This window comes from uncultured Nitrospira sp. (assembly GCA_902500695.1).
Classification (GTDB): Bacteria; Nitrospirota; Nitrospiria; order Nitrospirales; family UBA8639; genus Nitrospira_E.
In genome coordinates, this window is the sequence record CABVRQ010000024.1 from 23,217 (window position 1) to 50,135 (window position 26,919).

A 26,919-nucleotide genomic window follows, 5' to 3' on the forward strand; every position below is an offset into this window, starting at 1 on the left:
ACTACAAGGAGTTACTTAAGAAACGTAAGGAGGCTTTCAATATGAGTTACACCATCACCGTCCGCGACTTAAAAGCGCGTATGGATAAAGGCGATCAGATATTTTTATTGGATGTTCGGGAACCCCATGAATACTCCATGGCGAAAATAGAAGGGTCCGTTCTGATTCCCTTGGGCCAGGTTCCTCATTCCCTGAAACAATTGGACCCGAGTGCTGAAATTGTCGCGTACTGCCATAAAGGAATGCGGAGTGCCGATGCCGTAGGATTTCTTTTGCAACAGGGATTTTCGAATGTCAAAAACCTGATTGGAGGAATTGAAGCCTGGTCCATTGAGATCGATCAATCCGTTCCCAGGTATTAGCCGATGATTGAACAGGAATAATCATCCTCCAACTACGCGCACCTAAGAAATTACTTTTCTGTTCCTCGGAAATAATCGACTGTCCGGGTAAGCCCTTCCTGCAATGTCACCTGAGGATCCCAGCCAAATACCTCTCGGAGTTTTGTCACATCCAACACACTTCGGAATTGCTCACCTTTCTTTGCCGCTCCATATAGGTCTTTGCATTGACACTTCGTTAAATTTTTAATAATTCCATAGCAGTCGTTAATAGTCGTCTCCTGCCCAGTTCCCACATTAAATACTCCCTGAACATCTTCTCCCAAGGTCACCAAGATCGCTTCCACCACATCATCCACATAGACAAAATCTCTTGTCTGCTTCCCAGTGCCATTGACAATCGGTTGACCACCATCCAGCATCTGCTTTGAGAAAATAGCCACAACTCCTGCCTCCCCCTCAGAGTCCTGCCTGGGTCCATAGACATTCGCAAAACGAAGCGCCACATACCGAAGTCCGGTAGCATTGGTGTAATAGGCTAGATACTTTTCCCCAGCGAGCTTACTAATTCCATAAGGAGAAAGAGGTTCCATTCTGTGTGACTCTGCGGCCGGGAATACTTCCTGTTCTCCATAGACCACGCCACCCGACGACGCAAATGTCACCTTTCGCACACCCTGCTTCACGGCATGCTCTAAAACATTGATGGTCCCTAAAATATTAACTTGCGCATCAAACCCCGGATCCTCCGTGGAATGGCGAACACTCATTTGCGCGGCCAGATGGACCACAATAAGGGGACGCTCATTTCGAAATACCCGCTCAATCCGTTTACTCTGGATATCCATTTTGTAAAATTGGGCTTTTTTATTGACATTTTTTCTTTTCCCTGTGGAGAGGTTATCAACAACAATGACCTCATTGCCTTCCTGAATCAACCGGTCAACTAGATGTGATCCAATGAATCCAGCTCCACCGGTCACCAGAATTTTTGTAGACATGCCCGGCTTTCTCCTTTTACATGATTAGGTTAGGGGGCTACTGCGAGCAATTGGCTTGCTTCCTTTAGTACTCAACTTCCCGTTTTTTTCATTCCCACCAGCATTTCTTTGTTTCCTTTTTTCCCCAACAGCGTCGAATCCATGACACCAATGACATCAAGACAAAGGCTACGGGCATAATCTACAAAACCATCCCTCACCTGCTCACGCAATCGTTCATCACGGACAATGCCTCCTTTTCCGACTTGTCCTTTCCCAACTTCAAACTGCGGCTTGACCAATGCAACAAGATACGCCTGGTCACGCAGGACAGGCAAAATCACTGGCAATACCAAGCGAAGGGAAATAAACGAAACATCGATTACCGCCAAATCAACCGGCTCAGGAATATCTTGGGGACAGAGATGACGGATATTACAACGGTCCATGACCACGACACGAGGATCCGTTCTCAGCCTCCAATCCAATTGTCCATACCCCACGTCAATGGCGTAGACTCGATTGGCGCCACGTTGCAGCACACAATCGGTAAACCCACCAGTGGAGGCACCAACATCCATAACCACAAATCCTGAACAGGAAATTAAAAACGCGTCTAAGGCTGGTGCCAGCTTTTCACCTGCTCGGCTGGCATAGGCATATTCCGGCTTCGTCACTTCCAGCGAAACAGTTGTCGCAACCTGTTTTCCTGGCTTATCAATAAGTACTCCATCGACTTTCACTCGACCCGCAAGGATAAGGCGACAGGCCTGCTCCCTGCTTGAGACCAACTCATGATTCAGGACAAGGGAGTCCAGTCGTTCTTTTGAGGATTTCCGGGAATGGGCTGATGGCTGAACAGCCTTCATAAGTTCATGTCCACGAAGCAGACAATGTGAAGATTACCGATTGAAAGAGATAATAGTGAAGGAAATCTAGGATTCTGGCAAATTAGAATCCTCAATGGAAAAAGCCTGTATACGCTTTCTTCCGTCCTTGTCCTGTACAAGAATCTCCACTTTGCGTTCTGCATCATCCAGCATTTTTAGGCAGGTTTTTGAGAGCTTGACTCCTTCCTCAAAAATCCTCAAGGACTCATCCAAGGAAAGCTCCCCTCGCTCCAACTCGGCCACAATCGTTTCCAAGCGGGACAAGGCTTTTTCAAATTTTAGTACAGCCATGAATGTTGTCCGAAGAGGATCAGTGATTCGATTCTATAGTATGATGGACCAAGATCTATTAATCTGGCATGTATTATAGCCATGCCGGAACCTGAAGCAAAAGGGAATTCCTTAGGTTGAATGATGGGTACGCTGTACCAGACAAATCAATTCACCCTCATGAAGTCTAGTGCGCACTGACTCTCCCACAGAGACTTCAGTCGATTTCTTCACGACTTTTCCACTTTGCTGATTATGAACAATGCTATATCCCCGCCCTAAGACCGCAAGGGGACTTAATTGATTCAGCTGAGACATCCACAATTCTGATTGATGGCGTTTATGAAGAATGCACCCCGACATTCCTCGAACAAGGCGAATGCCACGGTCAATTAACGCCAGTTGCTGTCGACGAATGTCAATCAGGGGATTTCTCTCCCAAATCGTGGACTGATGCCTCAGCAACCGCACCTGAAGATTCCGGCACCAGTACTCCATTTTTACATAAAGTTGCCGTTCTAATTCATCCACCCGTTGCACGAATTGTCCAAGCACGAGTCTAGGCTCAGGCAATCGTCCGGTCAATTCCTGAACTTGCCCTCTCCACGCCACACACAAACTCCTCAAAGACCGTTCCAGCCCTATTTGTTGATGCCCCAAATGATGCCTAACCGTTGAACAATCCGGAACCACCAATTCTGCCGCGGCAGAAGGAGTGGGAGCCCGATAATCAGCGGCTAAATCCGCAAGCGTCACATCGGATTCATGACCAACAGCGGACACCACCGGAATCCTGGAAGAGGCGATCGCTCTCACCACAATTTCTTCGTTAAAAGCCCAGAGGTCCTCTAACGATCCTCCACCACGCCCGACAATTAACACATCCGATTCGCCAATTTGGTTGAGCGTTCCAATAGCCTTAGCGATTTGTCCGGCAGCTTCATCCCCTTGCACAGAAACAGGAGCAATCAGAATCTGTGCCAGAGGCCAACGTCGATGAATGATGGTCAGCAAATCATGGATTGCCGCACCGGAAGGTGACGTCACCAGACCAATCCGTTGCGGATAAAGAGGAAGGACCTTTTTTCCTGAAGGCTCAAAAAATCCTTCGGCTTCCAACTTTGCTTTCAGTTGAACAAAAGCTAGTTGCAGCGCACCAATGCCCTTGGGCTCAATCGCTTCCAAGAGTAATTGATAGTCTCCTCGCGGTTCATACACCGAAAGGCGACCAAACACAAAGACCTCCAAACCATCCTGAAGCGCAAATTTCAGGCGTTCGACTTGACTGCGAAAGAGCACAGCTCTGATCTGACTCGATTGGTCCTTCAGGGTAAAATACCGGTGTCCCGAAGAGGGGCATCGAAGATTAGAAATTTCCCCTTCCACCCAGAGTGGGGGGAAATTTTTCTCGAACGTTGAACGAATCTGTCGGGTGAGAGTCGAAACGGTCAGTACTGAAGGGACAAGCCCTGACACGGAGATACGTTACTCAAACACACGAAGACGCGTGATGTGAGTGGTTTTCCCGGTTGAGTAATTAAGACTTAACACTGCGGCACTCAAAACAGAAGGCCCTGTCGCCACTTCGAATCGTCTCGGAAGTTGAGTCAGAAATTTCTGAATGACCAGGTTTGGTTTCATCCCAATGACGGATTGAACAGGGCCGGTCATCCCGACATCGGTTAGATACCCTGTTCCCTGAGGTAAGATTTGTTCATCCGCAGTTTGAACATGTGTATGCGTTCCAAGGACCGCAGACACCTTGCCATCTAAAAAATACCCCATCGCCATTTTTTCTGATGTGGTTTCGGCATGCATATCCACAAGAATACAGTGAGTCTGTGTCGTTAATTGAGCCAGTTCACGTTCCGCAACCCGAAAAGGGCAGTCCACCATGGGCATAAACACTCGTCCCATGAGTTGTAAAATCCCTAAGCGCTCCCCATGAACGGTTTCCACAACACAGGTGCCTTTTCCTGGAACTCCATCGGGATAATTTGCGGGACGGATCACCCGCTGCTCTTTTTGCAGATACTCTAAGGCTTCACGTTTATCCCAGGCATGATTGCCTAATGTAATGACTGAGAGACCTAAATCAAACAGATCTTCGGCAACCTCCTGTGTGATGCCAAATCCACCTGCCGCATTCTCCCCATTCCCAATCACCAGATCAATTTGATGCTCCTGAATAACCCTTGATAGATGCTTTAAGATCACCCGACGGCCAGGCTCTCCCATTATATCTCCAATAAACAGTATGTTCATGATCTCCTTTACTCACAGAGCTATTTGGCAAATTCAATAAAGCGATTTTCTCGAATAACCGTCACCTTGATCTGTCCAGGATACGTCAGTTCTTGTTCAATCTTTTTGGCCAAATCTCGAGATAAGGCAAAGCTTTCACTGTCATTTAATTCCCCCTGACGGATAATTACCCGAATTTCACGCCCAGCCTGAATCGCATAGGCCTTATCAACTCCTGTAAACCCGGTGGCTAAGGACTCCAGCTTTTCCAATCGCTTGACATAGGCCTCGAGAGTTTCGCGTCTGGCACCAGGACGGGCGGCCGAGAGGGCTTCCGCAGCAGCTACCAATACCGATTCGGGGCAGAGTGGCTCAACTTGTTCATGATGGGCAGCAATGGCATTCACAATGAGCTCCGACTCTCCATACTTCTTCGCCAATTCCGCCCCGAGCATCGCGTGCGTACCTTCCTCTTCATGGCTAACTACTTTTCCAATATCATGCAATAGCGCTCCACGCTTAGCTAATTTCACATCTAACCCCAGCTCTGCAGCCATAATCCCACAGATATATGAGGCTTCCCTGGCATGATATAAATTATTTTGACCATAACTGGTTCGATATTTCAGACGACCTAATAATTTGACAATTTCTGGGTGGAAATCTGAAAGACCGACCTCAAAGATGACTTTTTCAGCATCATCTCTCATCAATTTGTCTAAGTCACCTTTGACTTTTTCTACGACTTCCTCAATCCGAGTCGGGTGAATACGCCCATCTTGCATGAGGCGTTCCAGTGCAATTTTCGCTACTTCCCTCCGAAGGGGATCGAATCCGGACACGATCACCGCTTCCGGCGTTTCGTCAATAATCAGATCAACGCCAGTGGCCGCCTCCAAAGCCCGAATATTTCTTCCCTCCCGACCAATAATCCTTCCCTTCATGCTGTCATTCGCGAGGGGAACCACTGAAATCGTGGCCTCGTTGACGTAATCTCTCGTGATTCGCTGTATCGACCGGGTCACAATTTCTCTAGCTTCTCGTTCAGCGGTTTCTTTGGCCTCATCCAAAATTCTTTTTGTTAACAACGCCGAATCCATACGTGCTTCACTTTCAATTTCACCCAATAAATGACGTTTGGCTTCTTCGGCCGTAATTCCTGCCACCTGTTCTAGGGCAAGCCGGTGCTCTTTAATGGCTTGGTCGCACGCAACGGCTTTATTGTCCAGAACTTCTTCCTTTTCCTTAAGAGAACGCTCTTTTCGTCGCATCTCCTCATCACGTTTTTCAAATTGGCTGATCTTACGCTCAAGGGCCTCTTCCCGCTGGATGATTTTTCGATCGGCGGCCTGAATCTCATTCCTCTTTTCCTTTTCTTTTGCTTCGAGTTCAGACTTGGCTTGAAACAGTAGATCTTTTGCTTCGAGTTTTGCTTCCTTAACCAGATTTTCAGCCTCTCGTTGAGCGTTTTGGGTGAGCTGTTGAGCTTGCTCTTCAGCGGCTGACCGACGCTTCAAGTCCCTCTGCTGCTGATACACTTTCGATAACACAAATCCAACAAAAATCCCGATCACCAGTGCAAGTATGGGAATTACCGTGTCCATAGGTTAGCTCCTATTCGTTTCTTCATACCAATCAGAAAAGATTTATTCTCCCTCAGTCAGTCTGAAATAAACCCACCAAACCACAAGGGAAAACCAGAAAAGGAAGGAAACCGAAAACTGGAGAAAAGCCTATCTGATTGGACAGAAGGCCCGGATATGTAGGGAACGAGGAGGAGGAGAGATAGGGCAACGCTCTAAGGCAAAAAAGCCCATAGCACCACGCAAAGGACTCACCCAGTGAATCCAGCCTTCACAGCTACTGCATGAATTGGAAGGACATGGATAAAACGCAGGCCAAAAATTTAAAATTTTCAGATCAAAAGGCGAGCCATTCGAATAGAAATGAACAATTTGCCTCTTCAAAAACGATTTCCAAGATTTCAACCTGCCCTCAAATAAAAGATTCCTACCTCGTACGATCCCATCATACAAAAAACCCACAATGACTATGAAAATCCTTGTCATAGTGGGCCTCCAGTTCAATTCCCCCTACAAGAGGGATATTCCTTTCTTTCTTTGCAATTCAATAACTTATGAAGAGTAAAATATCAGAAGACGATGAGGTATTTCAATAATAAGGCAGTTGAATGATGGGAATAGACCGACAAGCATTCGGCAACGAACGGAATGAAGCACTTCAACCGATTGATTTCAAAGGTAATACCTAACTACGGAAGGAAGGGAGGATACGAAGGCGAGAATGGTTAATTCGGGTTGGTCTCGAGGTGCTTTTCTATCGTTTCTAATAAAACTTGAGTCCGTCGCTCAATTTCAGCTTCTCCAAACTGCCGGTGCCTCTCTTGTCGAAAGAGCTGATCTGTAATGTTAATTGCGGCCAGAATAGCCAGCTTAGTGGGAGTGCTTGTTCTGGTTTTTTGGGCAAGGTTTCGCATTTGCGCATCCACATACCCGGCCAACTCATGAAAATACGCCTCATCTCCCTCTCCTTGAAGAGAGATTCGATGACCAAAGATTTCGACTTCAATGGTCCTCGTCATTCCCTATCCCCATAGGTTAATCGTTCGAACGGTCCAAAAATTCAAGCTCACCAAGTACTTTTTCAATTCTAGACCGGATCGTGGTCCGCTCCTCTTCCCATCCTTCAGACATTTCTTCGTGTTTGGCCAGTCGCTCTCGAGTGGATTCCAACTCCTGTTCAAGGTGGGATTTATCCTGCCGTAGCTCAATAACCAGATCAAGTAACTTCTTAACCCGAACCTCCAACGTTTCTAATTTATCTACGCTCACGTGCACGCCTCCTTATTAGCTAGGGCAAACGAGGCGGACTATAATTCGTTCAACAAAACCTGTCAAGAGAAACACCTCGGCAGACATCCCCAAATAGAGTCCGATAAATTCGATAGCTTCCGAGTACGCGTTTCACGTATCCACGGGTTTCTCGATATCCAATCAGCTCGATAAATTCATCCGGATCTCGATGACCATTTTGCCCAATCCATCGTTTGACCGCCTGGGGTCCAGCATTATAGGCGGCCACTGCATAAATAATATTGCCTTGAAATTCATTCAGCAATTGACCCAAGTAATACGTCCCCAATTGAATATTGCGATTTGGTTCATCCAGGCCCTTCCGGTCAGAATCGGAATCCGGTAACCCCAATTGACGACCAACTCTTTTGGCTGTCTCTGGCATGAGTTGCATCAGGCCAATCGCACCAACCGGGGAAACGACGCGAGCACTATATAGGCTTTCTTCACGAATTAGCCCCGCGACTAAAAATGGATCCACCTGCTTTGGGGCAACCGATTGAATAACCCTTTGGTAGCCCATGGGAAAAGCGCCCAACCAGGCAGCAGAAGAGGAATGAAGCTGTCCTTTCCTCAACGTCGCCCCAAAATGACGAATAGATAATCGAATCCCGACATCGTAGGCTCCAACTTCACTTGCTAATGAGACCAATTGAGGGAAAGCTTTGGAGTCCGCTCCGAATCTGGCAAAAACAACCTCAAGCTCTTGAACTGCCTCCTTATGCAGGCGAAGAGTTCGTAATTCTTGAATTTTTTGATAGTGGATATCCTGCTGAAGCTGAGCTGGAGTATCCACGTTCATCACGTCAGCGGATGCCAACACAGCCCATGGTTTCGTCGAGAATTCCGTGGGACTAAGTCGAATATCTGCCAACTGCCCGTAGTAGGTAAAGGGGTAGTCCTGACTTATTTTTTTCAGACGTTTCCGCGCGGAGTCCATATGCCCAAGATGTTCCTGGGCACGGGCCAACCAATATGAAGCCTGTGAGGCGGCATGGAGAGAAGAATCGGTTTGAGGAGTTCCGGCTGCCTGGATTATCTCCTGAAACATCTCATTGGCTTCAATGAATTGTTTCTGTTGGTAGTGAATCCACCCCACTCGCCAAAGCGCATCCAACCGCTGCGTCAACGTGTGAGCCACAGCGCCTGCCCGCCTATAGGCCTTTCCAGCCTCTAGCCAGCGCGCGTGATCTTCCAACCAAATCCCATAAAAGGTGAAGAGCAGTGATTTCTGATCACCGGTGACCCTATCAATTGAGGGGGCTCCGACAAGAGCCTCCAATTCCGGCCCTTTCCCCTGACGCAAATACACTCTCCCCAACCATACCCATGCGTCATCTGTTCTGGAGGAGGAGGAATGCGATAGAGAGATCAGTATCGCTTCTGCCTGGTCATACCGTTTCAAACGAACCAAAGCCATGGCCAACGAGTATTGGACCTGAAAAAACTGAGGAGTGGGGGAGGACAGAGTCGTAATGTGTTGAAATTCCTGAACGGCTTCCTCCAAAGCCCCCCCCGCATACAATGCCATGCTACGCTTGTATCGCTCTTCCAGTGAGGGTAAAAATAAAGAACCCAATTCCCGGCGTAGCCACGCCTCAGCCTGCACTCGCTCTGGGGCTAAGGGGAATTTCCACCATAATTCCCGGAAAATTTCAATAGCCTTTTCCCGTTGTTCCATTTGAGCAGAACAAAGACCCATTTGGAAGAAAGCTTCTGATGATTTGGGATGGTCAGATTTTATACTGAGAGCCTGGGACCACATCGAGAAGGCTGCGCCGCAATCACCCAATTTTGCCAAAACATCGCCCCCCGCATAGAGTGCTTCAACCCGAAGCAAAGAGTCAGCATAGTGCTCATTAAACTTTTTGAACGCCTCTGCTGCTTCCTTCCCTAAACCAGCATGGGCATATGCCTGCCCCATCCAAAAGGTGAGATAATCTCCCAGAACAGGAAAATCCTGAAGAGCCGATTGCAACAGGGGTATTGCTTCAAGAGGGAAGGTTTCCTTGAGCCAATATCCATAACGGAACCGGGCACGTTTGACCAAAGCGGAATTACCATAGGATGTGACGATCTGATTGAAAGACTTGGCATGATCCCATCTGGCTTCAGAATCAGCTTCAGATGATTCTAATTGTTCAAGAAATTGCGCAGTACATCCTTCAGAGTTTTGGCAGGGAGCCGAGGGAGGATCCAAGGAGACGACGGTCTGGGGAAAAAAAAGAATGCATGCCCCCACCATCACTCCGCCAATCAAGTGTCTAGACAGAATTCTCATGACTCTCCTCAATATCAATATCTACCAGCTTACCCAGTATTCGTCATGCATACAATCACCAGAGTGCCAGAAAATTCCAATCAAAAGCATAGCAAGACGAGTCGACCGGAGACCTGCCCTTCATCCCCCTCATTTCTATAACTCGGGGACGCACCCTTCAGGCAAATCCTACACCCTCTTCCTGATAATGGGAACCCAAATAAATCAGGAATTTCAGCCCAGACAAGAGACACAAATAAGGAAAGATGTCTTGGCAAATGCTAAGGAAAGTAAGGAGAAGCATCTGGGTAAAAACAAGGGGGGGGGCGCACTAGAGGCCATGCAGACCGTTGAATAAGGAATTGAGCGACACGAGTATTTAATGAATCGCCATCCGCTGAATACTTGGCATCCAGCTTTGCCAAATCGGTAGATCATCCCACAAACCTAAACGGGTTAAATACTCTTCTCCTTCTTTCCCAATGACTCCATCCCCATCCTGAGCGATCCCTCCCCCCTCAACAAAATTTGCGGCATACACAGCTGTCAAAGGACCAAAGGTCGTATGGGGAACCTTCGATGGATCATCATGGAACGCCACAATCGCAAGTAACATATCCTCTATACCCCATCGCGCCAGAAAAGTGGCTCCACTTTCGCCGTGTGTGTACCCTAAAACCTGTCTTTCCAACACAGCCAAGCTCCCCCCTCGGGATTGGGCTATCTCCACAACCGTCGTGAAAACCTCAGGCTGCTGAGTCAAAAATACGAGCATCCCAATATCATGAAGCACCCCTCCCACAAATGATTGCCACACCATGCGTTGATTCGACCCCTGATGCAAAGCAATTAACGCAGCAAGGTAACCCGTTCTGAGGCTATGCCTCCACAGACTTACAATACGCGAAGACTCTCCTTCGCATCCTTCGGATAGGAGAAACACTTCGACGCCAAATCCTAAGGCACGCTCAAGATCAACTGGGATCATTCCTGCATCACCCGCAACTGCCTGCACATGCACTGTCACCTCACGGTCAAGTTGGGATAACTTTTGGGATTGAAACTCATCAAAACTTGTTTGACCTCTTATCAACGATCGGGGTGAAAAAAATCCTGCCCAGGGTACCAGGGTCTCCCCCGCAGGAGACAAAGCCATCCAGTTCTCATAGGTCCTTTCTCCCTCGCCATCCCAAGAGTCATCATCTGTTCGACGCCAATATTCAATCACGTGAGATACTCCAAGAAACACAGAAGGATTACAGAAGCCGGAAAGTATCCTCTTACTCCTCCATTTTCCTCGGCTTCCCCAAACTGACTCTTAAGGTGCAAACCCGTAAGACAGGACATGAAAAATGCTAATTAATAGAAAGAAACAACAGTACAACGCAACACTCATGAAGAGCCGCTCAGAAAAACCCATTGAACTCACTGGATGAAGAAATTACAAACCGGAAAAATGAAAGTTGCCTGGCAGGTCTAGAAAAAACGTAGCGCCTTGTCCCATGCCCTCACTGTGAGCGCGAAGTGCCCCACACATATTTTTTGCCATCAACGCACCGTGATGCAGACTCAAACCTCGTCCTCCATATTTGGTGCTATATCCTTGCCCAAAAATTTTCGTAAGGTCGTCGAGAGGAATCCCGCTGCCGGTATCCTGAACTTCCAGGCAAAGAGAATCCGGAGGTCCTATGATGAGCTTGACACGAACAACTAATTGCCTCAAGGCAACCGACTCCATTGCCTGACAGGCATTGCGAATGACATCCACCAGAATTTGAAGGAGTTGATGCTTATCCACGATGAGCTGTGGCACCTCCTCAAACTCCTGAATTACCGTAATTTTGGTTTCCTCCACCATCTCTCGATTAACTGCCAGGGCCTCGGCTACCACCTCAGCCACACAGACCGGTTCCGTCATCCCGCTGGGCTTGGCCAGATCCTGCTGGGCCGCAACACATTGCTGAGCATGCCCGGCATACTCCCGCAATCGATCTAATTCCAACAGTGCCACTCGCTTCTCCTCCTTTAATTGCCCCGATAAGTTCCCCAAATAACCGGGGACTTGTTTCCCCTTGGCATTCTGCGATAAGTACGTTCCAAGATCTTCACGATGCTTGTCCAATAACTGTGAAATTCGACCCACATCCTCCACCATCGAATTTCTCAAAAGATCCGTAATCACTCCGATAGACACATTAATGCTATTTAACACATTACCCACGTTATGCAGCACACCTGTCGCCACTTCGGCCATTCCCAATTGCCTTGACGTTTCCATTAACTGCTCATTCAACTGCAGCTTCTCTTCTTCCATTCGTTTTCGTTCGGTAATATCCTGGGCAACACACACCAACCCCTGAAATTGCCCCTGCAGGTCCTGCATCATCGAACCGGAGACTGAAATGGTGATTTTCTGACCTTCATGAGTCAGGAAACTGGATTCCACGCCACTTACCGATCCTTGAAGTAAAAGATTTTCGATAATGGCACCTTGGGAAAATTCTTCACCAAAAATCAAGCCGGGCGACTCCCCAATGAGCTCCCCCTCCTGATAGCCTAAAAGCTTTAGCAAGGAAGGATTCACCGCACCAATAGTCATATCTGCGTTAATGACCAACAGAGAATCCGCCATCGAGCGGAGAATATTATCAACATAATATCTGGATGCCGCTAATTCACCGCGAGCGGATTCCAATGCTCCCGTCGCCTCTTCCCCAGTATTGGCTTTGGTAATCGGGTCGAAGTTGGAGAGACAACCGTTTTCATCAGTGTAGGTTGCCCCATTGAACACAGCATCAACGGGTTTCGGGAACGGAAGGCTCAAACAACAGGCTAGTTGAAAAACCTCTTCTCCAAGAAATGGGATTTGAAGTACCGCCCATTGCTCGGGCCGGCTCACAACCAGGCGATGGGGCCAGGATGCACGATCAGGGGGAAGACAGAAGATGCACCGTAGGGTCTGATCACTTTCCCAAAGCTTCTCCACCAGGTCTCGAACGACGTCCCAATTCCCTGAACGCCCATCAATAACTACAAGAACAAAAGGATTGCCAGTTACTTGAGCCTCTGCGATTTTCGACAAGACATGGAGCCCCATTTCCACGCTGACAAGAGCGAACTGTGGTAAAGATGTCTGAACAACGGAGCTCGCGAAACTTTTGCCACTTAAGGAGCTCTCTACAGGCAAAGCATCCACAGCGGGCGCGGACAACGCATCGCGCAACATGCTTTGGGTTTCGAAGTGAGTCCCGACCAGTAATACACGGCGATGCGCAGGAATCTGGGCCATAAAATATCGAGATAATCTAATTATAGATTTGGAGAGGACGTATTCCCTATGCACCAAAATCGAATGCTTTTAGACATGGCATTCAGCCGGAGGATAGAATGAGGGCACAAAATTTTCTCCCTCCACAAACACTAACCACATGCCGGCAATCCATGCTTCGCACAATCGGTAAAGTCCTGAGAGTCATCTTTTGAACCGGCCGTCAGCTCTCCCCATTACTGAATGGGCAGCGTGACTATAAACGTGGAGCCTTCTCCTAACTTGGAACGAACGGAAATGGCACCACCGCACTTCCCGACTATACGTTGACATACTGCCAACCCAATCCCTGTCCCTTCGAATTCCTCTTTCCGATGCAGCTTTTTGAACATCCCAAAAATTTTTCCGAACTGTTCTGATGGAATACCTATTCCCTGATCCTGAATTTCGATTTGGCAAAGCCACCCAGGTTGGCCTGAACCGGTGTAACGTCGATCCTGAATAATCGTTCCGGTGATACGAATGACCGGTGGAACCCCAGGCTGATGAAATTTCAAGGCATTGCCCAGCAGGTTTTGTAACAATTGCCGGATTTGAGACGCATTTCCATAGATGGTGGGTAATTCCCCAAGCTGCACGACCGCCTGCAATTCCTCGATCCGCGCACCGAGATCCGACAGGATTTCGTCGACCATTTCGCGCAAGACAAGCGGCTCCACTAAGGTGTGCGGTAAATCGATCCTGGAATACACTAACAGGCTCTGAATCAGCTGTTGCATGCGACCCGCTGCTTTTTTGACTCGATCAACATATCCCAGACCTTGATCGTTAAGAGCTGATCCATATTTCACCCGTAAGAGATCAAGAAATACCTGGATGGAATGCAGCGGCTCCTGCAAATCATGGGCGGCAACGGAGGCAAATTGTTCCAAGTCTCGATTCGACCTGGCCAATTCTTCGGTTTGGTGACGTAAAATTATTTCGTTCCGTTCCCGTTCATGGATTTCATTCAACGCATGGTCCCGCACAGCAGAAAGTTCGAGATTTCTTTCTTCGACATCACGGACTACTTGAGCCAACTGCACCTCAACCGCTTGTCGCCTGAGCAAATCCTGCTCCAAACGACGGTTGGTTTCTTCAAGAAGGCCCGTGCGAGTCATGACGGTCTGTTCAAGTTCCTCAACCCGCAACCGGGCCTGGTGGGCCCAATGCCACTTCATGGTCAAGGCCGTGGACAATTGCCATACCTCAATCGGATCAAAGGGCTTTCGTAGAATTAATAACTGGTCCCGGTGTCCTAATCGAGGCAATACCTCTGACCAACCAAAATCGGGATAGGCCGTACACAATACGACCTGTATGTCTAAATCCTCATCCCAAATTCGCTCAACCGTTTCAATCCCGTCCCAACCATTGGGCAATTGCACATCCAAGAACACCACCGCAAAAGGCGAACCCTGTGCCTTAGCCTGCGTGACCAGATCACGCCCTGACTCTCCATTTTCCACACAATCCAGATCGAAGGGTTCTTTGCCATGATGCAGAAAGGACCCCTCACAAAGATCGTGACTGCTCTCAAGCCACGCATTGGAAATGACGCTAATTCCGGGACACAAAATTTTCCGAAAATCCTGCAAAATATTCGGGCTATCATCGATCACTAAGATCCGTCGATTTAGAGTGCAGACAGGATTCATGTCTGTTCTGCCCCTACCTCTACCGGAAGGATCAGTGTCAAAGTAGCGCCGGCGCCAATTCCTTCACTATGGGCCTGCAACCATCCACCCATACGCTGAATCGTGACCATCGAACTATGCAGACCAATCCCATTGCCATCTTGCTTGGTCGTAAAACCTCGAGAAAACATCCTGGCTAAATGTTCCGAAGCAATTCCAATTCCCGTATCTTGAATGGTGATGACAACCGACAACCCATCATCTGTACGACCTTCCACCCGTATGGTGAGGAGATGATCAACTCCGGCCTGTAATTGCATCGCCTGTTTAGCATTTCGGAGCAGATTCACGAGAATTTGAAGCAACTGATGCCGATCAGTCACGACAGGCGGCACAGACTGATAGTCTCGTTTGAGACTGATCCATTTCGCATCTTCAGGTTGCAAGCTTAAGTCCACCGCTTGGTCCAGAAGCTCCACAACTGAGAGAGCCTCACTGATACCCCGAGGCTTCGCCATCGTCTGATGTGAAATGATTATTTGTTTTACATGTTCAATATTGCGAACCAGGCCTTCCAATTCTTTTTGCACGGTCTGTTGCTCTGCTATAAGGTGGCTCCCCAGCTTCATAATCGCCGGAGGAATTCGTTTCCCTTTTGGATCCTGAGTCAGGAAAATTTCCCAATTCTCCTCATGATTCTTTAACAGTTCCGCAATTCGATGAACCAAAATCACCGAAGACTGATTAATCAACTCATGTACTACATGCACGGCCACATTGACGCTATTGAGCACATTGCCCACATTGTGCAATACGGTTGAGGCAACATCCGCCTTTTCATTGTTATAAGAGGCATCTTCCACCTGCCTGCGCAATTGCTCACGTTCGATCGAGCCCTGACGTCGAACCAACCCCTCTCGAATGGCCCAGGGCATCGCGGTACCACCCATATGTTCATTAACCAGCCAATCGATAGCCGAGTCGTCTTCCACTTCGACAACGGAATTCTCTTCATCAATCAATCCCAAAATAAACGCATTGCCACAGACCTTTTTGATATCGCAAGCAATATCCTTCCCCCTCCGGTTCACTCGACAGTCAACTAGAATGAGATCAAATGGGTTGTCGGAATCAAAACAGGAAGGATGCATTGAGGCATAATCAAGCCAGGTGACTTGAAGCATGGGACCCTGAGAAGCCAACACACTATGAAAGGATGGGGCAAGGTCACTTTCCTGAATTCCCACCATCCCCACACGGAACAGCGGAAATTCCGAAATCACCTGTCCATTAGATTCCCACATGACATAAACCATTACATGAAGAGAATAAGGAGAGAAAAGCAATTTTGAACGATAAACAACTCATGGAATGGGAAAACAGCATCCCACGGTGGATGAATGAGGTTTTCTCTTGAACATCATTGGTTTCTCATTCACAGAATCGCGGGGATTGAGGATTTCCTGGCCTGACGACATATTGCGCACTCAGTAAAGGAAGTCCATCGCCTTCTCCACAAATACCCATTTAAAAGGGAAAGGCCCAAACGCCCGAATCCAGATGCTCAGGCCTCAGTGAGCTTTTATTGTTTCTTCCGCCCGTTCTTCTGCCCATTTGGCCAATAGTTCTAACTGTGATTTTGCTTGACAGGATTCCGCCCAACGCTTGGTAAGAGAATTGGCCAGCTGCCAAACTTCAATATTATCAAACGGCTTTCGCAAGATGAGGAGCTGGCCATTTTTATTCAATCGTTGAATGACATCTTCCCACGCATGGTCCGAAAAAGCCGTACAGATCACGACCTGCAAATCAGGATCTTCTTGCCAAAGATGCTCCACCGTCTCTACTCCATCCCAACCTGGGGGCATACGCATATCCACAAAGGCCACCGCATACGGCCGTTCAGCTTTCATCGCATCTTGCACCATCCGATGCCCCGTTTGCCCTTGGTCCGCAGTATCAACTTCAAACTTTTCAACAATTTTTTGTTCTTCCACATCATCAAACAATTCCGCCCGAACCTCTTGCAGCAGCGAGGTGTCTAATGATCGCTCAAGAATTTTTCGAAAATCTTCGTGGATCGCCACATTATCATCAATTACCAAAATACGCCGGTTGGCTTGTTCCTTCTCCATTACCGTTCTCCCTCCATGTGAATAACTGGCAAATCAAGAGTAAATATTGCTCCTTGCATCGGACCATCACTCCACACCCGCAGTGACCCAGCAAGCTCTTTGGCCGCTATAGCACTGGCATGAAGATTCGGTAACAGGTCTGATTGCTCCCCTGAAGCCTTCGGAGAAAACACCTGTGTCAGACCGCCCAAAGGAATTCCACTTCCAGTATCAGCGACCTGCAAGCGAACAAACCCTTCTCGGTCCGGACAGGGAAAGACATAAAGAGTGAGGCGATGGGTCCGACTATTTATCTCCCTCATCCCATTGATCGCATTCCGGATTAAATTCACCAAAATGCGGAGGACCTTGGACACTTCCAGAATACCGTCAGCAACCATATGATACTCCCGACCCACTTGAACCCCCATCCGATCCAATTCACTCTGATGGGGAGCCAAAGCCTCATCCATAATCGTTGCAAACTGAATGGTGTCTTTAAATCCCCCCTCACGAAGGGGTGTTTGCCCAACCGTCAGATAATATTCCAATTGTTCCAGGTGATAATTGAGCGTCGTCAATTCCGTCAGAGTATCGAGATGGTTATGTGACAATTCCTCATTTAACTGCCCCAAGAATTGGGGAATCTTTTTCCCTTTGGGATCCTGAGTGAGATACCACCCATATTCATGGCTATGGGCCTCCAGCATATCCGCAACCCGCCCAACATCAGCCACATGAGATTCCCGAAGTCGATGGTTAATAAGTCCGGCAGACACATGTATGCTATTCAAGACGTTTCGCATTCGATGGAAGATGGACTCCTCCACTGCTCCCATTTGGCCTTCCGAAAATCCTGATGTCTCCGTACGAGTCGTCATCGCGAAAATAGCAGTCGAGGTCCCTCTACCGAGGTGGCGTTTCAACTTATATTGGGATATCGCTTGATTCTAAAGCCTTTGCCGGAAGCTGGGTTATTCCAACGGAAAAGAACTTGCCAAATCATCTGAACCAAAACCTTGGCGCGGTATATGGAAATGAATCGGCTATATGGGATGGAACCTTAAGAGCCTTGGGAACAGAACAGGCATGCTCCTGCAATCTGGGAAAAACCGGATTCTCAAGGGAAAATGACAACTTCCTAGAAAAAGAACATGCTGTATCTAGCCTACGGCATGTACTCTAAGAACGGTGAGGGATTTCCGAACCAATTAAAACGGAAGCATCGCTTCACGAGAAGTATCGATCAAAACTGCAGGTAGGTACTGGTGTGATTTGCTTGATAGGATTATATGCCTTCATGATTCGAAACATGATTTCGCCAATTCCCTACAACGGACAGGAATATAGACCAAAAATGATTGACGGGAAAGGGTGGCTCAGAGATGGTCCTAGGAATTCGGGCAGGGTGATACGCTACAATTTGTGACCAAAGGAGGGTCATAGATTATGAGTCGAACCCGCAAGCATCATCCTGCCAGTTTTAAGGCCAAGGTGGCCTTGTCTGCGCTCGGGGAGGACGCGCCGATATCGGAGTTGGCGTTAAAATTTGGCGTGCATGCCACCGTCATTCACCGCTGGAAACGTGAAGCCCTCACTGCGATGGAGGCTGGGTTTTCCGCCAAGCTCGAGAAGAACCACACTGATCAAGAGGCGCACATCCATGAGCTGCACGCCACAATTGGCCGACTGAGTGTGGAACGGGATTTTTTAGTCGATGCCTCCAACCGATTGGGGTGAGGAGGCGCCAAGAAATGGTAGAGTCCGCTCATAAACAGCTGAGCATCAAGAAGCCGTGTCAGTTACTCTCCATCAACCGTTTCAGCTGGTATGATGAACCAACCGGTGAATCCCCCCTGAACCTCAAGCTGATACGGTTGATTGACGAGCAATATCTGCTCACCCCCTATTACGGCAGCCGCCAGATGGCGCGCTGGTTGGGACGACAGGGACACAATGTGGGTCGGCACCGGGTTCGGCGGTTGATGGCGTTAATGGGCTTGCACACGATTTATCAGGAACCATGCACGAGTCAGCCCCATCCGCACCATCGGATCTACCCCGATCTGTTACGAAATCTGGCTGTCACGCGGGCCAATCAGGTGTGGTGCACCGATATCACCTCCATCCCGATCACGCGCGAATTTTTGTATTTAGTAGCCATCATGGACTGGCAGAGTCGCAAAGTCCTTGCCTGGCGCTTGTCCAATATGATGGAGACGCCGTTCTGCGTGGAGGCGTTGGAGGAGGCTCTGGCTCGGTATGGCGTGCCAGACATCTTCAATACCGATCAAGGCTCACAATTTACGGCACTTGAGTTCATCGCTGTGCTGAAAGACCACAGGCTCAACATCTCGATGGATGGGAAAGGCCGCTGGATGGACAATATCTTCATCGAACGGCTGTGGCGGAGTCTCAAATATGAATGTGTGTACCTGCAGGCCTTGGAGAATGGCTCTCAGGCTCGTACTCACATTGGTGCATGGCTCAGCCATTACAATCACACACGGCCTCATTCAACCTTCAATGGACAAACACCTGATGAGGTGTATCATCTCTCTCATCTTCAAAGGCCCGCCCCTGAAGATAAGAAGCAAGCGGCATAACATCAACCAAATCAATTGTAGCTTAACTTCGCCGCAAACCTGTCCAAGGAAGTAGGACCACCTCTCTCCTCCAAGATAACCCAACTAAGTTGTCTCGCTATCCTAAAGATGATTCACCTCCTTTTGAATTCTCAGAATCGTCCTGACTTATTTTTACTGGAAAATTATACAAACCATGCTACCATTAAACCATCTCGGGCTCAGGGAATACCCAGATCCTTCAGCCCTTGAAGTCCTATTCAGGGCAACAACCAACAGATAATTTTGATTTCGTTATGGACCATATTTGTTTAATATCTCCTTGACCTCAAGGATAAAAGAAGCAAAAACCCAGACTCACACCTCGTGATCCCGGTGACTGAAACTTCCTCAACATCCCCGCCACCCGCAGCTCAATCCTCGGCGCTCCGCGGACTGCTCATCGCCCAATTTTTTGGAGCCTTTAACGATAATGCGTGGAAACTCATTGTCGCCCTCCTGGCTATCAAGCAAGTCGCCGCTTCGGCAGGTGCCTCTGGGCCGGAGTTTGAAGCAGCCTCACAGGCGACAACCACGCAAGCCTTTGTCATCTTTACCCTTCCCCTGATGGTAGTGTCGGCCTTTGCCGGAGTCTATTCCGATCGGTTCAGTAAGCGAACCGTCATCGTCGTCATGAAGGCCGTAGAAGTCTTGTTGATGGGAGCCGGCACCGCAGCCCTCTTTTGGAATCCGCTGGGTGGGTTCCTCCCCCTCTTGGTACTAGCCGCAATGGGCGCCCAAAGCGCCATTTTTAGTCCTTCCAAATATGGGATTCTTCCTGAACTCTTGCCTCACCATCGCCTTTCATGGGGAAACGGTCAACTCGAGATGTGGACCTTTATCGCCATCATCGCAGGGACCGCATTAGCGGGTCCCTTGCTTGACCTTTCCGGCCATACTCCCTGGCTGACAGGATTAGTGCTCATGGTGTGCTCGGGGATAGGATTATGGGCTTCATTATTTATACCTACAGTTCCACGTGCTCGACTTGATGGTGGAGTTCGAGAAACGTGGCAGGCCGCCATTGAAGCTCTACGATTGGATCGAGTCTTGAAATTGGGCATCCTGGGGGCCATTGCATTTTGGACGGTGGCCAGTTTAGTTGGCCAAGATGTGTTGATTTACGCCAAAGCCGTCCTTCAATTATCTGATTCCCTTTCAGGGCTACCCCTGGCAGCCTTCGGAGTCGGAATAGGCATCGGGGCCCTCTTGGCCGGAACCCTATCAGCAGCCAAAGTGGAGTTAGGCTACCTTCCCTTGGGAGGCATCGGGATATCCGCAAGTCTCCTCGCCTTAGGATTTGGCTCGCCCCAGTTAGGTGGAACCCTCCTGGCCATGGCATGTCTCGGCCTCGCAAGCGGATTTGTAGTGGTCCCGCTCAACGCCCTCATTCAATGGCGGTCTCCCGCTGATCGTCGTGGCGCCGTGATTGCCTTTGCCAATACCCTGGTCTTTGGAGGAGTCCTGTTGGGATCTCTGGGATCGGGGTTCCTCTCAAAGATCGGACTTAGCGCCAGCCATATCTTTCTCGTATCAGGCATTGGGAGCGTGGCTCTCACAATTTGGGCGCTTCGGGTCCTCCCTGAAATGTTTATTCGGTTGGTGTTAGTCTTGTTCACTCACACCATCTATCGACTCACCATCACCGGACGGGATCGTATTCCTCAAGAAGGTGGGGCACTCCTTGTACCCAACCACGTCTCCTTCATCGATGGACTGTTCCTACTCGCCACCACCGATCGCCCCATTCGCTTTCTCGTCGACCAACAGTATTATGACCATCGCGTGCTCCAACCTTTTGCCAAAATCCTGGGGGTGATTCCAATCTCCTCGAACGGGTCTCCCAGAGAAATCTTACATGCGTTACGGCAAGCGGGACAGAGTCTTGACCAAGGAGAACTGGTTTGCATTTTTCCCGAAGGCCAAATTACTCGGACAGGCAACCTCTTACCCTTCCGGTCAGGATTCACCCGTATTGTCAAAGGCAGAGATGTCCCGATTATTCCCATCCACCTTGACCGGGTTTGGGGGAGTATCTTCAGTTTCATCGGTGGACGATTTTTAGCAAAGTGGCCGACCCGTTTCCCCTATCCCATCACACTCTCTATCGGCGAGCCCCTTCCCTCAACCACATCGACTGAAGGGGTACGGCAGGCCGTTCAGGAATTGGGAGAAGCCGCGTGGCGTTTACGAAAACTCACACGACGCCCTCTCCATCACAGCTTTGTCTGGTCAATGCGCAAACACCCGTTTCGTGTCGTGTTTGGAGATGCGACCAGACCTCGCGTGTCTTGCTTCCAGGCGCTGACAGGCGCCATCGCCTTGGGAAGAGCACTCAGACCTCACTGGGAGGGGCAACACACGGCAGGAATTCTGCTGCCTCCGAGTGTGGGCGCCGCACTCGCCAACCTGGCCGCGACCCTTTCCGGAAGAATCACCGTGAATTTGAATTACACCGTCGGCGTACAGGGGTTAGAGTCTGCCTCCAAGCAAGCCGGGTTAATGACGGTTCTTACCAGCCGCGTCTTCTTGGAAAAAGCAAAAATCGAATTGCCGACTTACCTCACTCCCATCTGGATCGAGGAGATCCGGAACACGATTGATTTACAGGCTCAACTCACCGCGGCCGTGCTGGCACTCTTCGCTCCAATCCGGATGTTGGAGCGTCACTGTGGGGCCACAAAACATCCCTCCATTGATGATATCGCCACGATTATTTTTAGTAGTGGGAGCACTGGAGAGCCCAAAGGCGTCCTCCTGAGTCATTTCAACCTTGACTCAAACGTGGAAGGAATTGCCCAAGTCCTTCACCTGGATCACGACGACCGGATTTTGGGTATTTTGCCGTTCTTTCATTCTTTCGGCTATCTGACCACGCTGTGGTTTCCGGTTATTCATGGAGCGGGCGTGATCTATCATCCTTCTCCAATGGATGCCGGTCCCATTGGGAATCTGATCCACAAGCATCGAGTCACCATCTTGTTAACGACCCCGACTTTCCTGCAACTATACATTCGCCGTTGCACCCCGGAACAATTCGGTTCCCTCCGGATCGTACTCACAGGCGCAGAAAAATTACCCGGCCGGCTTCTGATCGCATTCGAAGAACGATTTGGCATTCGTCCCATTGAAGGATATGGAGTCACAGAATGTGCCCCGGTGATTGCCGTCAATTGTCCAGATTTTCGAGCTTCGGGATTTTTCCAATCCGCCTCTCGGCGGGGAACAGTCGGACAACCACTTCCAGGCGTGTCTGTCAGAATTGTGGATCCTGAGACCGAGCAACCGTTGCCGGTCGGCACTCCAGGCATGCTGTTAGTCAAAGGACCAAACGTCATGAATGGGTATTTAGGACGTGAAGATTTGACCGCCAAGGTGATACGAGAGGGATGGTACATTACCGGGGATATTGCCGCCCTGGATGAGGATGGGTTTATTACCATTACCGATCGCCTGTCCCGATTTTCAAAAATCGGTGGTGAGATGATTCCTCATGGACGGGTTGAGAATGCTTTACTGGAAGCGGCAAACGCCGAAACCATGGTTCTGGCCGTCACCGCCGTGCCTGATGAACGGAAAGGGGAACAGCTGGTGGTCTTACACACCCTCGAAGAATCCGCCATCCCGGATATTTTGGAAAAGGTCACGACTAATGGATTGCCCAATCTTTTCATTCCCAAACGGAGCAATTTCATCAAAGTAGATCACCTCCCCATATTGGGAACGGGTAAGCTAGACTTGCGCACCTTAAAACAACTGGCCTTGGAAAAATTAAAGGCATAACTTTCTCAATAACGCGGATTGATTCATTTTTGGCAAGTTTGCCTCATCATTCGGAAGCATCAAACAGGCAGGAAAACCATCAAGCCCCTCACACATGAACGGAGGGTACCCATTTCCGTAAGTGCTCCTCCCGGTCAATCGGAGGTATGTCAAAGGGAAAGGTGAGGTGTGTAATGCAATTGATCGACCGGAAAGGAATTTTTGATGTCGTCGTTAAGAATTTTGTGGATTGACAACTTCATCCATGGCTGGAATATCGTGATGATATTATGATCATGATAGACCAGCACCAAAATTTGCGAAAAACCTGACCAATACTTCGATGCCACTCCCACATTCTCTGGCATAATTAACTTCACAATCCAGACACACTCTCTCGGACAAAGCTCCTCGCCGGGGAGATTCCGTAACCAAAAATTATTTTCAATGAGGAATACCGGGCTGCCGAGCTTAATGGAGGGGGCTAACTGAGGACGACCCGATTCCCGGGTTGTCCTCAGAAAAGCAAGCACAGATTACCATAAAGAAGATTTTGCTCTCGATCGACCCTGCGATTCATTTGACGTTCTTTTGGCCATATCCGGCATTTGCGAAAGATCATATTCCTGAAACGCCTCATTACGTTTGTTCGCCATTGCGGACGAAATCCCTAGATAAACCTTCCTGGCTGATTCGGACAATTGTGGATCAAACGGTGCCCCTCGAAACGCGGCTTCAGCCGCCTTTCGTTCATCATAGGTCAATGGTCGACTCTGTTGTTGCATAATTCCTCCGTATTCATAATTGCCTCAATCAATCATTAATGGACTAGAGGTCGCGGTTCTTTTTCCGCCTGAATCCGTTTCCCACAATTCAAGCAAGCAAAATATAAAAGACTTAATCCAACCTCCAAATCCACAGCGCGCTCTACCACCATTGCCCCCTGACATTTTTCACAGATTTTCATAATGTCCCTCAAATAATAAGTGTCCCTATCTTCAGCTTCGGTTAAGCAAACCATGTGCCTCTCTTCCGAATTTAATAAACAACTACCATTTCCATAAAATCTGAAGGAACAGGAGCGATTGAAGCGTTTGACTACAACGATAGATTTGATTAACAAAGGCCCGGTGTTAAAACTGTTGACAGATGTCTCTAGTCGATCTTGGGCATCAGGGCGAGATCATGTACTTTGAGGGCAGATTCATTAGGGTTGTATGGTGACAACCACGTTAAGGATCCTGACAAAAGGCACGACTCCCAAATTGAATAAGAGGCCTGAATGCTTTCTGTCCTAGAGGGACTGCATTTCAGCGGAGGATGAGGAGAATGGCAAACAATATAGATTCGTACCGGGAAGGAAATGGTAGAAAGATAAATCAGCCGATTCACATAAAAAATGCTGCAGAGGAAAAATTTGTCGATAAAACCCAGGCGTTTGTATGATCTCAAGACGGAGAAGTAAAGAGACATGGCGGCCCATTGTCCAGTCGGTTCGCTGATTCCTGGATGCCATTTAAAGGAGTTCACCACATCACATTTTTCTCCAGGCGTGGAAGAATGCGACAACATTCCTCATCCCAGTGAGGATGGCCCGCCTTTATATATGCAACATGCACCCAGGTTCACCTGCCCACTCCATGGAAGCTCTATTCTTTCTGGTCAGATTGCAACAGTCACTGGGAAAGAAAGCTGAATCCCTTGGGCATGTTACTTTACAAACATGTTCGATAGATGTTGGCTGGAGCCGGCGAGTGGGATTGAACCACCGACCTGCTGATTACGAATCAGCTGCTCTACCACTGAGCTACGCCGGCTCACATTGGAAGGAATCAAATAGCAAAAGACAGCCCGTACTTGAGCACGAACTTGGTAGGTTATCTTTGTGGTCGTTTATACCTTTCGTCGCTTAGTAACGTCAACTTCAGAAGATCCTGGTTCTTTACGAAAAATGGAGGAGTTTGACTTGGCCTCAGTAGGTTCCGCACTTATGCCTTCCCTTCACCTTCTCCATTGACAAGGCCGCAGGTATATTTTAGTTTGTTGGGTTGACGTTGTCTCACCATCCATATGAGGACTGAAGGTGGTTGATCGAGTAAAGTACATATTGTGGGGAATGGGGCTACTGCTTGGTTTAGCAGGAACACCTCTGTTGGCCCAGGCTGAATTTCTTGTTAAGACCGTTGTTTTATCTAAAGAAGTGAACAAGAGAAACCCACAGGGAATCTTCCGCCCTCCGGCCTATTGCGAAAAAGATAAAAATGGACAAGCGGCCATTCCAGTGATCCAAACATCACAAACCTCACAAGTGATATTTTGGACTAAGATCGAAGCCACCACAACAGGAACGATTCGTCACAGCTGGCACCACCAGACCAATGGAGCATGGACCAAGATTTCTGAAGTAAACATTCCCATTCGACCTTCTTCAGGCTATCGCATGTGGAGCATGAAATCACTGCATCCAGACTTACACACCGGCGAATGGATGATCGTAGTTGCCCCATCAAAAGAACCAGATCGAATCCTCTGTATCGCACGATTTACTGTAAAATAGCACCATGAAGTTTTCTGATGATTCATGATATCCACATTTGCATGAAACCGGAACTCACGGTTTATGTGTTCTGATAAGGCGTCTTTACCAATGCTCATGTCCCGCCATCCGTTTCCCTTATTGTTTTAGTCACCTCTACTTACCATCCATGCCTCCTTCCGTTGCATTTGCCAATCTGATCCGGTTGTTTAATCAAACAGGAACTCTACTTTTACTTTTCCCAACACTTTGGTCTCTGATTCTTGCTTCCCAGGGTCGGCCCAGCCTGAAACTCATTTTGATATTCATGATGGGATCATTCCTCATGAGAAGTGCCGGGGTGATAATGAATGACTTGGCTGACCAGTCATTCGATCGGGAAGTTCAACGAACACGGCATCGTCCCCTCGCCTCCGGCCAATTATCGCCTTCCCATGCGTTAGCGTTTCTGGCCGTTTTGCTTGGGTTAGCCGCCATCTTGTTATGGCTCTTGAATCCCATGGCGCTTTTGCTGAGTCCTGTGGCCTTGCTGCTTGCTGGGATATATCCCTTCTGCAAGCGTTTCATTCATATTCCCCAATTAGTTTTGGGTTTAGCATTTGGGTGGGGTGGCGTCATGGCATGGGCCGCTGTTCGCAACGAATTGGACCTGTCGGCCTGGGTCCTTTTCGCAGCAACGGTGTGTTGGGCAATGGTCTACGATACGATTTACGCCATTCAGGACAAGGATGATGACCAAAGGATTGGAGTCAAATCCACCGCCATTCTCTTTGGATCCTTCACATGGCTTGGGGTGGGCATTGCTGGATTATTGATGCTGGGATGTCTGGCCTTGGTCGCCAGAATCAATGATCTTGGAATTGAATACTCATTGGCCTTAATGGGAGTAGCTGTCATATTAGGCTATCAAGTCCTTCTTCTCCGCTCAAAGATTTCAGAAGAGCAAGCCTTCTCTTTATTCAAACAACATATCTGGATTGGGGTTCTTATTTTAGGAGGAATATTGATGGGGCTTCCATAGACACACTAATTAAGGAAAGACGACAAATCAACTTCTCACTTTTATATTCATTGCCTAATC

At 48.5% G+C, this 26,919-nt stretch carries 21 protein-coding genes and 1 tRNA gene; 5 read left to right on the forward strand and 17 right to left on the reverse strand.

The annotated features are described in order from the left end of the window. Window positions 1–41 precede the first annotated feature (41 nt). Window positions 42–362: a rhodanese-like domain-containing protein gene (locus AAH187_RS08310; RefSeq protein WP_342347984.1), complete on the forward strand. Its 321-nt coding sequence runs from the start codon at window positions 42–44 to the stop codon at window positions 360–362. Between the two features lie 50 nt (window positions 363–412). Here the strand turns inward: AAH187_RS08310 and AAH187_RS08315 are convergent, their stop codons facing one another. The 15 genes from AAH187_RS08315 to AAH187_RS08385 form a co-directional block, all read right to left on the reverse strand. Then, window positions 413–1,342 (reverse strand): NAD-dependent epimerase/dehydratase family protein, encoded by a 930-nt coding sequence (locus AAH187_RS08315; RefSeq protein ID WP_342347985.1) that lies wholly within the window; start codon window positions 1,340–1,342, stop codon window positions 413–415. Window positions 1,343–1,413: 71 nt separating this feature from the next. Beyond that, window positions 1,414–2,190, reverse strand: a complete 777-nt coding sequence (locus AAH187_RS08320; RefSeq protein WP_342347986.1) for a TlyA family RNA methyltransferase — start codon at window positions 2,188–2,190, stop codon at window positions 1,414–1,416. A 66-nt stretch (window positions 2,191–2,256) separates the two neighbouring features. Beyond that, window positions 2,257–2,502, reverse strand: a complete 246-nt coding sequence (gene xseB, locus AAH187_RS08325) for an exodeoxyribonuclease VII small subunit (RefSeq protein ID WP_312646127.1) — start codon at window positions 2,500–2,502, stop codon at window positions 2,257–2,259. 111 nt (window positions 2,503–2,613) lie between these two features. After that, window positions 2,614–3,957, reverse strand: a complete 1,344-nt coding sequence (gene xseA, locus AAH187_RS08330) for an exodeoxyribonuclease VII large subunit (RefSeq protein ID WP_342347987.1) — start codon at window positions 3,955–3,957, stop codon at window positions 2,614–2,616. A gap of 9 nt (window positions 3,958–3,966) precedes the next feature. Then, on the reverse strand, window positions 3,967–4,746 hold the full coding sequence (locus AAH187_RS08335) for a TIGR00282 family metallophosphoesterase (RefSeq protein ID WP_342347988.1): 780 nt from the start codon (window positions 4,744–4,746) through the stop codon (window positions 3,967–3,969). A 20-nt stretch (window positions 4,747–4,766) separates the two neighbouring features. After that, window positions 4,767–6,329: a ribonuclease Y gene (gene rny / locus AAH187_RS08340; protein ID WP_342347989.1), complete on the reverse strand. Its 1,563-nt coding sequence runs from the start codon at window positions 6,327–6,329 to the stop codon at window positions 4,767–4,769. Between the two features lie 704 nt (window positions 6,330–7,033). Then, window positions 7,034–7,327 carry a cell division protein ZapA gene (locus AAH187_RS08345; protein WP_342347990.1) on the reverse strand — a complete coding sequence of 98 codons (294 nt, stop codon included), beginning with the start codon at window positions 7,325–7,327 and terminating at the stop codon, window positions 7,034–7,036. Between the two features lie 16 nt (window positions 7,328–7,343). Then, complete coding sequence (zapB, locus tag AAH187_RS08350) at window positions 7,344–7,577, reverse strand: cell division protein ZapB (RefSeq protein WP_342347991.1); 234 nt, start codon at window positions 7,575–7,577, stop codon at window positions 7,344–7,346. A 49-nt stretch (window positions 7,578–7,626) separates the two neighbouring features. Next, complete coding sequence (locus AAH187_RS08355) at window positions 7,627–9,879, reverse strand: transglycosylase SLT domain-containing protein (protein WP_342347992.1); 2,253 nt, start codon at window positions 9,877–9,879, stop codon at window positions 7,627–7,629. A 358-nt stretch (window positions 9,880–10,237) separates the two neighbouring features. Beyond that, a complete protein-coding gene (locus tag AAH187_RS08360) occupies window positions 10,238–11,086 on the reverse strand; it encodes an HDOD domain-containing protein (protein ID WP_342347993.1) in 849 nt (282 codons plus the stop codon). A gap of 213 nt (window positions 11,087–11,299) precedes the next feature. Continuing rightward, window positions 11,300–13,147 (reverse strand): PAS domain S-box protein, encoded by a 1,848-nt coding sequence (locus AAH187_RS08365; RefSeq protein WP_342347994.1) that lies wholly within the window; start codon window positions 13,145–13,147, stop codon window positions 11,300–11,302. Window positions 13,148–13,362: 215 nt separating this feature from the next. After that, a complete protein-coding gene (locus AAH187_RS08370; protein ID WP_342347995.1) occupies window positions 13,363–14,823 on the reverse strand; it encodes an ATP-binding protein in 1,461 nt (486 codons plus the stop codon). Beyond that, a complete protein-coding gene (locus tag AAH187_RS08375) occupies window positions 14,820–16,106 on the reverse strand; it encodes a HAMP domain-containing sensor histidine kinase (protein WP_342347996.1) in 1,287 nt (428 codons plus the stop codon). Before AAH187_RS08375 ends, AAH187_RS08370 begins: the two co-directional genes overlap by 4 nt. A gap of 267 nt (window positions 16,107–16,373) precedes the next feature. Beyond that, on the reverse strand, window positions 16,374–16,937 hold the full coding sequence (locus tag AAH187_RS08380) for a response regulator (protein ID WP_342347997.1): 564 nt from the start codon (window positions 16,935–16,937) through the stop codon (window positions 16,374–16,376). After that, a complete protein-coding gene (locus AAH187_RS08385; protein ID WP_342347998.1) occupies window positions 16,937–17,722 on the reverse strand; it encodes an ATP-binding protein in 786 nt (261 codons plus the stop codon). Before AAH187_RS08385 ends, AAH187_RS08380 begins: the two co-directional genes overlap by 1 nt. A gap of 643 nt (window positions 17,723–18,365) precedes the next feature. On the opposite strand from AAH187_RS08385, the gene AAH187_RS08390 reads away from it, so the two are divergent. Both AAH187_RS08390 and AAH187_RS08395 read left to right on the forward strand, forming a co-directional pair. Further along, window positions 18,366–19,522 (forward strand): IS3 family transposase gene (locus tag AAH187_RS08390; RefSeq protein ID WP_342347999.1). Its coding sequence is split into 2 segments (ribosomal slippage): window positions 18,366–18,636 and window positions 18,636–19,522, totalling 1,158 coding nucleotides; the frame shifts between segments, so codons are not numbered across the junction. Between the two features lie 354 nt (window positions 19,523–19,876). Then, window positions 19,877–23,323, forward strand: a complete 3,447-nt coding sequence (locus tag AAH187_RS08395; protein WP_342348000.1) for an acyl-[ACP]--phospholipid O-acyltransferase — start codon at window positions 19,877–19,879, stop codon at window positions 23,321–23,323. 515 nt (window positions 23,324–23,838) lie between these two features. Here the strand turns inward: AAH187_RS08395 and AAH187_RS08400 are convergent. Both AAH187_RS08400 and AAH187_RS08405 read right to left on the reverse strand, forming a co-directional pair. Next, window positions 23,839–24,087, reverse strand: a complete 249-nt coding sequence (locus tag AAH187_RS08400) for a hypothetical protein (RefSeq protein WP_342348001.1) — start codon at window positions 24,085–24,087, stop codon at window positions 23,839–23,841. A 957-nt stretch (window positions 24,088–25,044) separates the two neighbouring features. Further along, window positions 25,045–25,119: transfer RNA gene (locus tag AAH187_RS08405), tRNA-Thr, on the reverse strand. A 266-nt stretch (window positions 25,120–25,385) separates the two neighbouring features. On the opposite strand from AAH187_RS08405, the gene AAH187_RS08410 reads away from it, so the two are divergent. Next, a complete protein-coding gene (locus tag AAH187_RS08410; protein WP_342348002.1) occupies window positions 25,386–25,859 on the forward strand; it encodes a DUF2914 domain-containing protein in 474 nt (157 codons plus the stop codon). 148 nt (window positions 25,860–26,007) lie between these two features. Then, window positions 26,008–26,859, forward strand: a complete 852-nt coding sequence (ubiA, locus tag AAH187_RS08415) for a 4-hydroxybenzoate octaprenyltransferase (RefSeq protein WP_342348003.1) — start codon at window positions 26,008–26,010, stop codon at window positions 26,857–26,859. Window positions 26,860–26,919 lie beyond the last annotated feature (60 nt).

Excerpts from the sequence above, each read along its gene's own strand:
- AAH187_RS08310 (WP_342347984.1), top strand. The coding sequence starts at position 42 with ATGAGTTACACCATCACCGTCCGCGACTTAAAAGCGCGTATGGATAAA.
- AAH187_RS08315 (WP_342347985.1), bottom strand. The coding sequence starts at position 1,342 with ATGTCTACAAAAATTCTGGTGACCGGTGGAGCTGGATTCATTGGATCA.
- AAH187_RS08320 (WP_342347986.1), bottom strand. The coding sequence starts at position 2,190 with ATGAAGGCTGTTCAGCCATCAGCCCATTCCCGGAAATCCTCAAAAGAA.
- xseB (WP_312646127.1), bottom strand. The coding sequence starts at position 2,502 with ATGGCTGTACTAAAATTTGAAAAAGCCTTGTCCCGCTTGGAAACGATT.
- AAH187_RS08335 (WP_342347988.1), bottom strand. The coding sequence starts at position 4,746 with ATGAACATACTGTTTATTGGAGATATAATGGGAGAGCCTGGCCGTCGG.
- rny (WP_342347989.1), bottom strand. The coding sequence starts at position 6,329 with ATGGACACGGTAATTCCCATACTTGCACTGGTGATCGGGATTTTTGTT.
- AAH187_RS08345 (WP_342347990.1), bottom strand. The coding sequence starts at position 7,327 with ATGACGAGGACCATTGAAGTCGAAATCTTTGGTCATCGAATCTCTCTT.
- AAH187_RS08355 (WP_342347992.1), bottom strand. The coding sequence starts at position 9,879 with ATGAGAATTCTGTCTAGACACTTGATTGGCGGAGTGATGGTGGGGGCA.
- AAH187_RS08365 (WP_342347994.1), bottom strand. The coding sequence starts at position 13,147 with ATGGCCCAGATTCCTGCGCATCGCCGTGTATTACTGGTCGGGACTCAC.
- AAH187_RS08370 (WP_342347995.1), bottom strand. The coding sequence starts at position 14,823 with ATGAATCCTGTCTGCACTCTAAATCGACGGATCTTAGTGATCGATGAT.
- AAH187_RS08375 (WP_342347996.1), bottom strand. The coding sequence starts at position 16,106 with ATGTGGGAATCTAATGGACAGGTGATTTCGGAATTTCCGCTGTTCCGT.
- AAH187_RS08380 (WP_342347997.1), bottom strand. The coding sequence starts at position 16,937 with ATGGAGAAGGAACAAGCCAACCGGCGTATTTTGGTAATTGATGATAAT.
- AAH187_RS08385 (WP_342347998.1), bottom strand. The coding sequence starts at position 17,722 with ATGCGAAACGTCTTGAATAGCATACATGTGTCTGCCGGACTTATTAAC.
- AAH187_RS08400 (WP_342348001.1), bottom strand. The coding sequence starts at position 24,087 with ATGCAACAACAGAGTCGACCATTGACCTATGATGAACGAAAGGCGGCT.
- ubiA (WP_342348003.1), top strand. The coding sequence starts at position 26,008 with ATGCCTCCTTCCGTTGCATTTGCCAATCTGATCCGGTTGTTTAATCAA.